Origin of the sequence: Saccharothrix sp. (assembly GCF_031180885.1) — a bacterium.
Taxonomy (GTDB): Bacteria; Actinomycetota; Actinomycetes; order Mycobacteriales; family Pseudonocardiaceae; genus Actinosynnema.
This window is the reverse complement of record NZ_JAPSLK010000005.1, coordinates 147585-160944: the sequence shown is the minus strand read 5'-3', so window position 1 is coordinate 160944 and position 13360 is coordinate 147585. Positions and strand designations below refer to the sequence as shown.

The window sequence follows — 13360 nt, the reverse complement described above, 5'->3', positions numbered from 1 at the left end:
TTCCGCCAGGGCGGCACCCTGACTTTCGTCAGGGGTGCGCCGGCCTCCGAGGTTTGTATCGTGGGCCGGTGCGGTACCGACGGGTGGACCTGGCCTGGGGCGCGCTGCTGCTCCTGTCAGCCGGGCTGTCCCTGCCTGGAGCCCTGACGTTCGACGGCGGCGGCTGGCTGTCGGTGCCGATGGTCGCGCTGTCCTATCTCGCGGGTCGGTGGCTCGGGTCGCTCTCGCTCGCGCTGTGGGTGTTCACCGCCGTGGCGTTCACCGGCCTCGCGTCGGCGTACTGGTTCTCGGCCGACCCGCTCGCGAGTTGGCTTTCGGTGGTGTTCTTCGAATTCACCGCCGCGGTGCTGCCCTGGTGGGTCGGCCGCTACCGCCATCTGCGCGCCGAACAGCGCGAGCAGGAGCGCGGCATCGTCGCGGAGCAGGCGCGGCTGCGCGAGCGGGCCAGGATCGCCCAGGACATGCACGACCTGCTCGGGCACGAGCTGGCGCTGATCGCCCTGCACGGCGGCGCGCTCGAACTCGCCGCGGGCCTCACCGACGAGCAGCGCGCCGCCGCCGGTGAACTGCGGGCTGGTGCGGTCCGGGCCACACACCGGCTGCACGACATCGTCCAGGTGCTCGGCAGCGCGGACGCCGCAGCCGACCTGCGGCCCGCGGCCGAGAGCGTCGACGACCTGGTCCTGCGGGCCGCGGCAGCCGGCCTGAGGGTGCGACTGCGGCGTGACGACCCACCCGGCCCCTGGTCGCCGATGACCAGCCAGGCCGCTCACCGCGTCGTCCAGGAGTCCCTGACCAACGTCGCCCGACACGCGCCGGGCGCCCGGGTGACCGTCACCATCACCCGGCAGGACGCCCGCACCCTCGTCGAGGTCGTGAACGACGTGGCACCGCGACCGGGCGCCGGCAAGGGGACCGGTCAAGGGCTGATCGGGCTGGCCGAGCGGGTCAGGCTCGTCGGCGGCCAGCTGGACGCCGGCCCGTCGCCGGACGGGGGCTGGACGGTGGCCGCCGTGCTGCCCGACGACGTGACGCCGTTGCGGATCGAAGATGGTCGGCCGGGTTTCGAGCCCAGGCTCGCCAGGAGACGGCTGCTCCAGGCCGCGGCGCTACCGGTCGGTGTCGGGCTGGCACTGGTCGCGGCGCTGGTCGCCGTGCAGGTGGCCACGGTGACGAGGACCGGGCTCGCACACGACCGGTACGACGAGCTGCGGCTCGGTCAATCGCGAACGGACCTCGCGGGAGTACTGCCGCCGAGTGCGATCGGCCAAGAGCCGAGGGTGGTCACCCCGCCACCGCGACCGGCCGGTGCGACGTGCGTCCACTACCAGGCCGGCGACGGCCTGCTGGACCTCGGCCCGGATCTCTACCGGCTCTGCTTCGTCGACGATCTGCTGGCCTCGAAGGACCAGCTGGAACGGGCGTGATGCGATGATCCGGGTGGTGGTGGCCGACGACGAGGCGATGGTCCGCGCCGGCGTGCGGGCGGTGCTGGCCACCGACGGCGGGATCGAAGTCGTCGCCGAGGCGGCCCACGGGCACCAGGCCATCGAGTTGGTGTGCGCGCACCGTCCCGATGTGGCGTTGCTGGACATTCGCATGCCCGGTCTCGACGGCCTGGCGGCGGCCGAGGAGATCGCCGCCGTCGCACCGACGACGAAGGTCGTCATGCTGACCACGTTCGGCCAGGACGATTACGTCGCCCGCGCACTCGGCGGTGGTGCGGCAGGCTTCCTCCTGAAGGCATCCGACCCACGTGAACTGATCACCGCCGTCCACGCCGTCGCCGCCGGAGCGGCGTTCCTGTCACCGGCCGTCGCCCACCGCGTCGTCCGCAGCTACCGCGCGGTGGGCGCCTCGGCGACTCGCGCACGACAGCGAACGACGACACTGACCGACCGGGAACGTGACGTCCTGGCCCTGCTCGGTGCCGGGCGCTCCAACGCGGAGATCGCCCGTGTCCTCCACGTCGTCGAGGGCACGGTCAAAGCCCACGTCAGCTCCATCCTCGACAAACTCGGCGTGCGCAACCGGGTCGAGGCCGCCATCCTCGCCTACGAGTCCGGGCTGAGCTGAGTCGCGGCGCTGCCGGTCTCGGCGTCAAGATTGATGCAGCTCCGTGGGCTCGTGTGGACGTCGCGGGGTGGCCTGGGTGAATCGCAGGTGGAACACGTCTCGGCCGACGTCTGTTATCGCTAACAGAGTTGTTGTTCGGGTCGGGTCGGGGAGTGGCCAGCCTGTTCGAATCACGGACGTGAACCTGCTGGACCGCCACCACTTGGCATGTTGACGAATGCAACAGGCAACTCAAGGTTGAATACGTCCAATCGGCGGATGCCGGCGCGCCGGAAGACGCGGCTTTCTGGAAAGCGGGTCTTGAGCTGCGCGGACCGTCGCTGTTAACGTTCACACTCCGCGCGCCACCTCGATCCCCACGATGGAGTGGACCGATGAACGCTGCTGTTCCCGGGAGGTTTGTCCGCAGACTGGCTGTGGTCGGGTTGGCGGTCGCGACCGCGTTCGCGGGCCTGGTGGTGGTGATGCCCGCGGCGCACGCGTCGCCCGCCGTGCGGTTCACGAATCCGTTGGCGGAGCATCGGGCGGACCCGCACATCTTCAAGCACACCGACGGCTTCTACTACTTCACCGCGACCGTGCCGGAGTACGACCGGATCGTGCTGCGCCGGGCGACCACGATCCAGGGCCTGGCGAGCGCGCCGGAGACGGTGATCTGGCGCAAGCACGCCACCGGCGAGATGGGCGCGCACATCTGGGCGCCGGAGATCCACTTCATCAACGGCAAGTGGTACGTCTACTTCGCCGCCGGACGCGCCGAGGACAAGTGGCGCGTCCGGATGTACGTGCTGGAGACCGCCGACTCCAACCCGCTCACCGGCACCTGGGTGGAGCGCAGGCGGATCGTCACGCCCTGGGACACGTTCTCGCTCGACGAGACCACGTTCGTGGCGAACGGCGTTCGGTACCTGAGCTGGGCGCGGGCCGAGCCCGGCGCCGACTCCACGTTCGTCCTGGAGTGACGCTCCCAGCCCACCCGACCCCGATCACATCCCACCGCCGGTAGCCGAGCCTCCGGTGGCCGGACGGTGGTCAGCCCGGTGCCGCTCCACCCGATCGTGGAGCCGGTCACGTCTGTCCCTGTGTCGTGCAACGCGGCCGTGCGCCCGCACGAGTCCGAACCCTGTGGCACCCCGGAGTGATCATGCTGCCTTCCCCGCCCAGTCCAGCCCCGCGCCGCCTGCTGTCGCTCGTCGCGGCCTTCCTCGTGGCGCTGTCGTCCGTGCTGATCGGCCAGAACGTGGCTGTCGCGGCGGCCGGCCCGTCGTTCGTCAACCCCGTCGTGCCCGTGCCGAACAGCGCGGATCCCACGCTGGTCACCTACAACGGCGCGTACTACTACGTGGCGACGACGTGGACCTCCGACATCGTGATGCGCAAGGCGACCACGATCGCCGCCCTGCGCAGCGCCCCGGAGCAGCGGGTCTTCACGGCGACCCAGAACGAGGGCTGCTGCACGATGTGGGCCCCGCACCTGGAGCAGATCAACAACCGCTGGTACCTCTACTACTCGGTGCAGCCGAAGGAGGGGTTCGGCGAGCGCCGCACGCACGTGTTGGAGAGCGCGGGCAGTGACCCGCTGGGGCCCTACACCTACCGCGGCATCCTCAACCTGATGCCCAACGGCGGCTGGGCGATCGACGGCGCGGTGCTCAAGCTCAACGGCGCCAACTACTTCCACTTCTCCGCGTTCGGCCCGGACGGCCTCCAGTCGCTGTTCATCGCGCCGATGGACACGCCGTGGTCGGTCTCCGCGTTCGGCACCCGCATCTCCGCGCCCACGCTGGCCTGGGAACGCCAGGACGGCAACGTCAACGAGGGCTCGTTCGCGTTGCAGCGCAACGGCCGCACGTTCCTGACCTACTCGGCCAGCGCGTGCTGGGGCCCCAACTACAAGCTGGGCATGCTGGAGTACAGGGGCGGCGACCCGCTGGCGGCGAGTTCGTGGACGAAGTTCCAGGACCCGATCTTCCAGCGCAACGACGCGAACGGCGTGTTCGGCCCCGGCCACCACTCGTTCTTCACCTCGCCCGACGGCACCGAGACGTGGATCGCCTACCACGCCAACGACTCCGCGTCGCAGGGCTGCGGCACGACCCGCACCACCCGCGTCCAGAAGATCTCGTGGAACGCCGACGGCACGCCGAACCTGGGCACCCCGGTCTCCACCTCCACCGTGCTCCAAGGTCCTTCTGGTGAGACCGGCGGCCCGGTGGCGCGGGTGCACATCAAGAACCGGCACAGCGCCCTGTGCCTGGACAACTACAACTTCGGCCTCAAACCCGGCTCCGAAGTCCGCCAGTGGACCTGCAACACCGCGCCCGTCCAGGACTGGTACCTCACCCCGAAGGGCGACGGCTACTACGAGATCTTCAACGGCTACAGCGGCCTGTGCCTGGACAACAAGGACTTCGCCACCGCGCCGGGTTCGCCGGTGCAGCAGTGGACGTGCAACGGCCTCGCCGTCCAGCAGTGGCGGCTGACCACCACCAACGGCCGCACCACGCTGGTCAACAAGCACAGCGGGCTGTGCCTGGACAACTACAACTTCGGCACCCAGCCCGGCGCCGAGGTCCGGCAGTGGACCTGCAACGGCCTGGCCGTCCAGCAGTGGGACCTCGCCTGATGCGACCGGTCGCGCCGACGCGACCTCCCGCGTCGTCCACTGACACCCGGGGCCCGCAGCCGCACCAACTCCTCGCGCTCGGGCCTCACCCAGTTGTGCAGCGTGTACGCGCAGATGCCCAGATCCGCGCGACCGGCTCGCGGGTCTCGGCCACGATCCGCACCACACCGGCACGGAACTCCGGATCGAAGGAGCGTCTCTTGTCTCCACGACCCAACCACGTGTCCCGCAACCACCCGGAAGGCCGCATGAAACTCCTCCGACGAAGCGGGTTTCGACTCGCCGGCACGGTCGCCGCCGTCCTCGTCGGCACAGGCTCGGTCACCGCGGTGCCCGCGTCCGCCGCCACACCGGGGAGCTGGACCTCGGTCCAGCCCGGTGCCGCGCAGACCGGCTGTGACGGCGTGCGCGCCACCGTGGCGCTGGACGCGAACGGCGCCCTCTCGCTCGGCGCGACCTGGAACTGCCGCCAAGCCCTGACACCCGCTCCGATCGGGCTGGTGACCAGCCAGGTCGACTTCACCACCGGACTGGAGTTCGTCAGTCGCACGGACACGCCGATCTCGTACAGCTACGAGGTCGCAGCGGGCAAGTCCCGCGCCCGGACGCGGTCCGCGACCGAGACGAGGCTGGTGTTCGCGAAGGGCTCCGCGCGGATGACCGTGCACGTCCGCACGTCCGCGGATGGTGTGGCGCTGCGCTACGAGCTGCCGTCGGGTGCGACGGTGCTGAGGGAGGCGACGTCGTTCGAACTGCCGACCGACGCCCAGCTGTCCCGGCAGGTGTTCAGTCCCGATCACGAGAGGGGCTATGTGACCTCTGCGGTCGCCGACGTCCCGACGGGCTCCTACGACATGGCCATGTTCGCCCAGCTGGCCAACGGCACGCGGGTGCTGCTCGCCGAGTCCGGCGTGGACGGCGACTATTCGGGTGGCTGGTTCACCCACACCCAGGGCACCGGCCGGTTCACCGTCGCGCTGGCCGACGCGCAGATCGTGCGATCCGGCGCGTTCACCACCGCGTGGCGCACCGCCGTCATCGGCAGCACGGCGACGATCGTGGAGTCCACGCTGGTCGACGACGTCGCACCCGCGTCGAAGGTCTCCGACACCTCGTGGATCAAGCCGGGTGTCGCCGCATGGCCGTGGCTGGACGGCATGTTCGACACCCAGCGCGACCTGACCAAGCTCAAGCAGTGGGCCGACTACGCCTCCTCGCAGGGCTGGCCCTACCTTCTCGTGGACGACGGGTGGAAGGCCAACCAGGCGATCATCCCCGAACTCGTGACCTACGCCCGGGATCGCGGCGTGCGGATCATGCTCTGGTACCACTGGCAGGACCTGGACACGCCCGCCGAGCGGGACGCGGAGTTCACCAAGATCACCGGGTGGGGCGCCGTCGGCGTCAAGATGGACTTCATGGGTTCCGAGACCCGGGCCCGTCACCAGTGGTACGACGCGGCACTGGCCGACACCGCCCGGTACAAGCTGATGGTCGACCTGCACGGCTCGCGCCTGTCCGTCGGTGTCCACCGCACCTGGCCGCACGTGCTGACCAACGAGGCTGTTCGGGGCGAGGAGTACCCTGGCGGCCGGGACATCGGGCACGTGGCCGCGCTCCCGTTCACTCGCGGCGCACTGGGCCCGACCGACTACTCGCCGATGAGCTTCCAGCAGCGCAACCCGAACAGCGACGCCGCCGAACTCGCCCTCGGCGTGCTCCTGGACAGCGGCATCATGCTGCCCGGCAGCCGCATCCCGGACTACCAGGCGCGGCCCGAGGCACAGCGGTGGATGCGCATGCTGCCGACCGTGTGGGACGAGACGAAGTACGTCTCGGGCGACCCGCTCACCGGAGGGGTCATCGCGCGCCGCAACGGCGACCGGTGGTTCGTCGGCGCGCTCAGGCGCGGCGGAGCCACCACCATCAGCTACCCGACCACGTTCCTCGGCTCCGGTACCTGGCACGCGGAGATCACCACCGACGGCTCCAACGGCCTCACCCGCACCAGCAAGGTCATCCAGGCCGGTGACGCGCTGAGCATCCCGGTGGTCGCCAACGGCGGCCACGTGGTGAGGCTGACCAGGGTCCCGGTCATCCCGACCGGGAACCGCACGGTGACCATCGCCGGCAGCGGCCACGTCCTCGACGTGAAGGGCCGAAGCCTCTCGGACAACGCCGAGATCATCCGCTGGCCCAGCACCGGCGGCACCAACCAGCGCTTCGCGTTCGTGCCCCTCGGCGACGGGTACGCGCGGATCGTCAACCAGGAGAGCGGCAAGGACGTCGTCATCCGGTGGGGCTCCCGCGACGCGGGAGCGAAGGCGATCCAGTACTCGTACGAAGCCAACGAGAACACCAACGACGAATGGCTGGCGGAAGACGCGGGCAACGGCCGTATCCGGCTCTTGAACCGCCACAGCGGTCTCTACCTCACCGCGGGCAGCGCCCAGGGCGACCAGTTGGAGCAGCGCCCGCTCGACGGCGCAGGCCACCAGATGTTCACCGTCTCCTGATGTCGTTGAAGGAGACAGCCATGTAGCAGTACCTCACCGGGTCAGAAGCCTGCGCCGTCACCGGGGCCGTGGTCGAGAGCCACGACCCCGGTGACGGCGATGGCCGCCCGCGTTCATCGAGGACCATCCCGCGTTACCAGTAGGTCACGCGATCCGATCGCCTCCGAGCCGCCCGGCCACCCAGGTGTAACCGGGCACCGCCACCGTCGCAACATCGCGTACCTAGCGTCACCGCCCATGGATACAGGCCTGTATCCAGCAGCTCAGGGGCAGCACGAACCCGGCTAGAGGGGTCGTCGGGTGTGCACCTGCGCTGTCTCGGCCTTCGTGAAAGGCGCATGGCGGATGGACATCTCACGAACTCGGCGACTGGTCGCTGTGGTGGTTGTGGCGGCGATGGGATTGCTCGTCGGCTGCGGTGCCCGCGTCTCGGACGACGCGGGGACGGGCGTCGCGGGTGCTGCCTGCGTCGACACCTCCGGGTCCACGGTCAAGATCGGCTTCCTCAACTCGCGCTCGGGCACGATGGCGATCAGCGAGAACACCGTCTACAACGCGCTGAAGCTGGCCGCCGACCAGATCAACGGCGCCGGTGGCGTGCTGGGCAAGCAGCTCGCGGTCGTCGCCGAGGACGGTGCGTCGGAGCCGACGGTGTTCGCGGAGAAGGCCGAGAAGCTGATTCGTGCCGACTGCGTCGCGGCGGTGTTCGGCGGCTGGACCTCGTCGTCGCGCAAGGCGATGTTGCCGGTCTTCGAGTCCAACAACGCCCTGCTGTTCTACCCGGTGCAGTACGAGGGTCTGGAGTCGTCGAAGAACATCTTCTACACCGGCGCCACCACCAACCAGCAGATCGTCCCGGCCCTGGACTACCTGAAGGAGAAGGGCGCCAAGAGCCTTTTCCTGGTGGGCAGCGACTACGTGTTCCCGCAGACCGCCAACAAGATCATCAAGGCGTACGCGAAGGCGAACGGCATCGAGGTCAAGGGCGAGGAGTACGCGCCGCTGGGCCACACCGACTTCTCGACGATCGTCTCGAAGGTCAAGACCGCCGACGCCGACGCGGTCTTCAACACCCTCAACGGCGACTCGAACGTGGCGTTCTTCAAGGAGTACAAGAACGCCGGCCTGACGGCGGAGGCGATGCCGGTGCTGTCGGTGTCGATCGCCGAGGAGGAGGTCGGTGGCATCGGGGTGGGCAACATCGTGGGCCAGCCGGTGGCCTGGAACTACTACCAGACCATCGACAGCCCGCAGAACAAGAAGTTCGTCGCGGACTTCAAGAACGCCTACGGGCCCGCGAAGGTCACCTCCGACCCCATGGAGGCCGCCTACACGTCGCTGTACCTGTGGAAGGGCATGGTCGAGAAGGGGAAGTCGTTCGCGGTGCCGGACGTCCAGAAGGCCGCGGGCGGGGTCAGCTTCGAGGCTCCCGAGGGGACGGTGACGGTCAACGGCGACAACCACCACATCGCCAAGACCGCGCTGATCGGCAAGATCGGCCCGGACGGGCTGATCTACACGGACTGGACCTCGGGCAAGCCGATCGAGCCGGACCCGTACCTCAAGTCCTACCCGTGGGCCGCCGGACTGTCCGGCTGAGCATCCCGCACGAGCCGCCGGCCGGGGACGACCCGGCCGGCGACCCGTCGCTGTCGACTCACGAAAGGCATGTCGTGGAAGTCCTGCTGAGCCAACTGTTCAACGGCCTGTCGGGAGGGTCGATCCTCCTGCTGGCCGCACTCGGCCTCGCCCTGACGTTCGGCCAGATGGGTGTCATCAACATGGCGCACGGCGAGTTCATCATGGCCGGGGCCTACACCGCCTTCGTGGTGCAGGGCGTGCTCGGCGACGCCGGGCTGTCGCTGCTGGTGTCGTTGCCGGCGGCGTTCGTCGTGGGCGGTCTGCTCGGCCTTGCCCTGGAAGCACTTCTGCTGCGGCGCATGTACCACCGTCCACTCGACACGTTGCTGGTCACGTTCGGTGTTTCCCTGGTGCTGCAACAACTGGCCCGTGACTTGTTCGGCACCGCGGGGGTCGACGTGGCCGCACCGGGCTGGCTGTCGGGCCCGGTGGAGGTGCTCGGGTTCGCGTTCCCGAGGACCCGGTTGTTCATCCTCGTGATCGCGGTCGCGGCCGTGGTCGTGCTGTCGGCGCTGCTCGCGTTCACCCCGTTGGGGCGCCGGATTCGCGCCACGGTGCAGAACCGCGCGCTCGCGGAGAGCTCCGGCATCTCCACGCGGCGCACCGACCGCGTCACCTTCTTCGTCGGTTCCGGTCTGGCCGGTGTGGCCGGGGTAGCGCTCACGCTGATGGGCTCCATCTCGTCCAACCTCGGCACCGCCTACATCGTCGACGCCTTCCTGGTGGTCGTGGTCGGCGGGATCGGCCAGATCAAGGGTGCGGTGATCGCGGCGTTCGTGCTCGGCGTCGTCCAGTCGTGGGTCGAGTACTCCACCACCGCGTCGATCGCGAAGGTGGTCGTGCTGGCGCTGATCGTGGCGTTCCTGCAGGTGCGCCCCCAGGGCATCTTCGTCGTGCGGACCAGGAGCCTGGCATGAACCTCAAGTCGTCGTTCACCGGCAGGTGGGCGGTGGTCGGGGGTTTCGCGCTCGCCGCGGTGCTCCTGCTCGTCGTCGCCCCCGCGCTGCTCTCGTCGTTCCGGCTGGGCCTGCTGGGCAAGTACCTCTGCTACGCCATGGTCGCCGTCGGCATCGGGCTGGCGTGGGGTCGCGGCGGCATGCTCGTGCTCGGGCAGGGCGTGTTCTTCGGGCTCGGCGCCTACGTCATGGCGATGCACCTGAAGCTGGCCGACGCGCCGGCGAGCACCGGCGTGCCCGACTTCATGGCGCTGATCTCCTCGGACGGCGTGCCGGTCTGGTGGGAGCCGTTCCGGTCCGGTGTGGTGACCGTTCTCGCGGTCGTCCTCGTCCCCGCGGCCGTGGCCGTCCTGTTGGGACTCGCCACGTTCCGGAGGCGAGTGCGCGGCGCGTACTTCGCCATCCTGTCGCAGGCGCTGGCCGCGGCGTTCGCGATCTTGCTGATCGGCAACCCGCGCAGCACCGGCGGGTCCACCGGGCTCAACAACTTCAAGGGTTTCTTCGGGTTCTCCCTGCGCGACCCGGCCAACCGGCTGATGCTCTACGTCATCGCTGCGGTCTCGTTGCTGGCGATGGTCGCCCTGGCGCGGCAGCTGATGGTCAGCCGCTACGGCGAGCTGCTCGTGGCATGCCGTGACGCCGAGGAGCGCGTGCGGTTCCTCGGCTACGACCCGGCCGTGATCAAGACGTTCGCCTACGCCGTCGCCGCGGTGATGGCCGGTGTCGCCGGGGCGTTGTTCGTGCCGATCGTGGGCATCATCTCGCCCAACGACGTCGGCATCATCCCCTCGATCGGGCTGCTCGTCGGCGTCGCCATCGGCGGGCGCACCACGCTGCTCGGACCGGTCCTCGGCGCCATCGCCGTCGCGTGGGCGGAGACGTCGCTCTCGGAACGGTTCCCGTCGGGCTGGACCTACGCGCAGGGGCTGTTGTTCATGCTGGTCGTGGCGTTCCTGCCGGGAGGACTCGCCTCGCTGCGGGGGTGGCGTGCACGGCGGCGGGAACCAGAGGCCGCGCAACCGCCACCCGTCCCGACGCTTTCGGGGAGTTCACGATGAACGCCGACTACCTGGAGCTGACCGACCTGACCGTGAGCTTCGACGGGTTCGTGGCCGTGGACCGGGTGAACCTCTCGGTGCTGCCGGGCGACCTCCGCTTCCTCATCGGCCCCAACGGCGCCGGCAAGACCACTCTGATCGACGCGGTGTCGGGCTTGGTGCCGGCCACCGGAGCGGCGCGGTGGGCGGGTGTGGACCTGGTCGGTCGCAAGGTGCACCGCATCGCCCGGCTCGGCGTGGGACGCACCTTCCAGACCGCGACCGTGTTCGAGGAGCTCACGGTGACGCAGAACCTCGACATCGCGGCCGGTGCCCGGCGCGGCGTGCTCGCACTGGCCAGGCGCCGCTCCCGGGTGCCCGAGGTGGTTGTCGAGGCGATGGAGACGGTCGGGCTCACCGAGCGCGCCGACGCCCTGGCCGGCACGTTGTCGCACGGGCAGAAGCAGTGGCTGGAGATCGGCATGCTGCTGGTGCAGGACGCGAAGCTGCTCATGCTCGACGAGCCGGTGGCCGGCATGAGCTCCGACGAGAAGGACGAGACAGGACGGCTGCTCCAGCGCATCGCCACCGGCCGCACCGTCGTGGTGGTCGAGCACGACATGGACTTCATGCGGGCCTTCGCCACGTCGGTGACCGTGCTGCACGCCGGGAAGGTGCTCGCCGAGGGCTCGGTGGCGCAGGTGCAGGCCGATCTGCGGGTGCAGGAGGTCTACCTCGGTCCCGGCCGGCACTCGCAGGCCGAGGCGGAGGCCGTGTTGGGGGAGGGGGCGTAGATGCTGCAACTCGTCGACGTGGAGGTCGCCTACGGGCGCACGTCCGTGGTGCACGGCGTCACCGTCGAGGTGCCCGCCGGTGGGGTGACCGCGATCATGGGCCACAACGGCGCCGGCAAGACCACGCTGCTGCGCGCCGCGGTCGGGACGCTGCCGGTCCGCTCCGGACGGGTGCTGCTCGACGGGGAGGACGTCACCGCGTTGGCCCCGCACAAACGGGTGGCGCGCGGGCTGGGGTACGTACCGCAGGGACAGCAGTCGTTCGGGCAGATGACCACGATGGAGAACCTGCGCGTGGTCGCGGACGGGCGGCCGCGTGGCGGGGCGTTGATCGACGAAGCCCTGGACGTCTTCCCCGCCCTGCGCGGGTTGCTCGGCCGCCGTACCGGGCTGCTCTCCGGCGGGCAGCGCCAGCAGCTCGCGATCGCCCGCGCGCTGGTCGCGCAGCCGCGGGTGCTGATCCTCGACGAGCCCACCGAGGGCATCCAGCCGTCGGTGGTCGCGGAGATCGAGGACGTCGTCGTGGCGCTGACCCGGCGCGGCGACCTGTCGGTGCTCCTGGTGGAACAGCACGTCGGCTTCGCGCTGTCGGCCGCGCACTCGTACTACGTGCTCGCGTCCGGCCGGGTCACCGCGTCCGGTGCCGGTGGCGAGAGCGCGCTCACCGACGTCCGGGCCGCGATGACCATCTGAGGGCAGTCGCACCGTGTCCAGGAGCGAGATCAACGCCGATGCCCCGTCCTCGCTGCGTGAGCGCGTCTACCTGGCGTTGCGCGAGGACGTGCTGGGCGGGCGGATCGGTCCCACCGAACGGCTCACCGAGCCACGCCTGTCGAGGCTGTTCGGGGTGTCGCGCACGCCGGTGCGCGACGCCCTGACCCGGCTCGTGGCCGACGGGCTGCTCGCCCGCGAGGAGTGGGGTTACTCGGTGGTCGTGCCGAGCATGGCTCGTGTCCGCGATCTCTACGAGGTGCGCATCGCGGTGGAGCTGCGCGGTATCAGCCGAAGCATCGAGAACCCGCAGGTGCGCCACGACGCCGACGCTCTCGGCGCCGAGCTGGAGCACTGGTACGCGCTGCGGGCGGCACCGCCGGAGCCGTCACCGGAGTTCGTGCTCGAAGCGGAGCGCTTCCACACCGCGCTGCTCGCCTCGTCCGGCAACACCGAACTGGTGACGGTGCTGGCGGACGTGACCCGTCGCATCCGCCGGGTCCGCATGTACGACTTCCTGGTCCCCGGCCGGATCGAGACCTCGATCGACGAGCACATCGAGATCGCCGAACGGGTGGCCGACGGCGGCCTGGAGACCGCGCACCGCCTGCTGCACCAGCACATCGGGGAGTCGCTGGAGATCGTCGTCGAACGCGCCACCCGCGCACTCGCCGCGATGAACGCGCTCGCCGGTCCCACCCCCACCTACTTCGGTTCCCCGGACGACAGGTCCGCCGGTGTTCGACGCACTCCTGGTCGCCAACCGCGGTGAGATCGCCTGCCGCCTCCGCGACCTGGCCGACAAGCTCGCCGCCGCCCGGCCCCGGCCCCGGCGGCGGCACGCTCGACCAACGCACACCTGGTGCTGCGCGGCAGCGTCGCGCTCCGGGCGTGGCTCGGCGAGGTCGCCCGCGAACCCGGTGACCTGGACTTCGTGGTGGTGCCGAAAACCTTCGCCGTCGGCTTCGGCGAAGGGGTGTGGCGCTCCGGAACCGCCTAAGCC

The 13360-nt window shown here is 70.0% G+C and carries 12 protein-coding genes; all 12 read left to right on the top strand.

What is annotated here, in order from left to right; genetic code table 11:
- Positions 1-68 precede the first annotated feature (68 nt).
- The 12 genes from RIN75_RS10435 to RIN75_RS10380 all read left to right on the top strand — a co-directional run bounded on the left by RIN75_RS10435 (position 69) and on the right by RIN75_RS10380 (position 13357).
- A complete protein-coding gene (locus tag RIN75_RS10435; protein WP_309111624.1) occupies positions 69-1427 on the top strand; it encodes a histidine kinase in 1359 nt (452 codons plus the stop codon).
- A 4-nt stretch (positions 1428-1431) separates the two neighbouring features.
- Positions 1432-2076 carry a response regulator transcription factor gene (locus RIN75_RS10430; RefSeq protein ID WP_309111623.1) on the top strand — a complete coding sequence of 215 codons (645 nt, stop codon included), beginning with the start codon at positions 1432-1434 and terminating at the stop codon, positions 2074-2076.
- A 374-nt stretch (positions 2077-2450) separates the two neighbouring features.
- On the top strand, positions 2451-3038 hold the full coding sequence (locus tag RIN75_RS10425; protein WP_309111622.1) for a family 43 glycosylhydrolase: 588 nt from the start codon (positions 2451-2453) through the stop codon (positions 3036-3038).
- Between the two features lie 182 nt (positions 3039-3220).
- The gene (locus tag RIN75_RS10420) at positions 3221-4702 is read left to right on the top strand and encodes a family 43 glycosylhydrolase (RefSeq protein ID WP_309111621.1); all 1482 of its coding nucleotides are present in this window, start codon (positions 3221-3223) and stop codon (positions 4700-4702) included.
- Between the two features lie 200 nt (positions 4703-4902).
- Complete coding sequence (locus tag RIN75_RS10415; protein ID WP_309111620.1) at positions 4903-7218, top strand: glycoside hydrolase family 97 catalytic domain-containing protein; 2316 nt, start codon at positions 4903-4905, stop codon at positions 7216-7218.
- A 396-nt stretch (positions 7219-7614) separates the two neighbouring features.
- Entirely contained in the window at positions 7615-8817 is a 1203-nt protein-coding gene (urtA, locus tag RIN75_RS10410; protein WP_309111619.1) for an urea ABC transporter substrate-binding protein, read from the top strand.
- Complete coding sequence (gene urtB, locus RIN75_RS10405; protein ID WP_309111618.1) at positions 8793-9776, top strand: urea ABC transporter permease subunit UrtB; 984 nt, start codon at positions 8793-8795, stop codon at positions 9774-9776. The genes urtA and urtB overlap by 25 nt, the downstream gene beginning before the upstream one ends.
- Complete coding sequence (gene urtC / locus RIN75_RS10400) at positions 9773-10873, top strand: urea ABC transporter permease subunit UrtC (protein WP_309111617.1); 1101 nt, start codon at positions 9773-9775, stop codon at positions 10871-10873. Before urtB ends, urtC begins: the two co-directional genes overlap by 4 nt.
- Positions 10870-11646 (top strand): urea ABC transporter ATP-binding protein UrtD, encoded by a 777-nt coding sequence (gene urtD / locus RIN75_RS10395; RefSeq protein WP_309111616.1) that lies wholly within the window; start codon positions 10870-10872, stop codon positions 11644-11646. Before urtC ends, urtD begins: the two co-directional genes overlap by 4 nt.
- On the top strand, positions 11647-12339 hold the full coding sequence (gene urtE / locus RIN75_RS10390; RefSeq protein WP_309111615.1) for an urea ABC transporter ATP-binding subunit UrtE: 693 nt from the start codon (positions 11647-11649) through the stop codon (positions 12337-12339).
- Positions 12340-12352: 13 nt separating this feature from the next.
- Positions 12353-13129 (top strand): GntR family transcriptional regulator, encoded by a 777-nt coding sequence (locus tag RIN75_RS10385; protein WP_309111614.1) that lies wholly within the window; start codon positions 12353-12355, stop codon positions 13127-13129.
- Positions 13130-13219: 90 nt separating this feature from the next.
- Complete coding sequence (locus RIN75_RS10380) at positions 13220-13357, top strand: hypothetical protein (RefSeq protein WP_309111613.1); 138 nt, start codon at positions 13220-13222, stop codon at positions 13355-13357.
- The last annotated feature ends 3 nt before the right edge of the window (positions 13358-13360 follow it).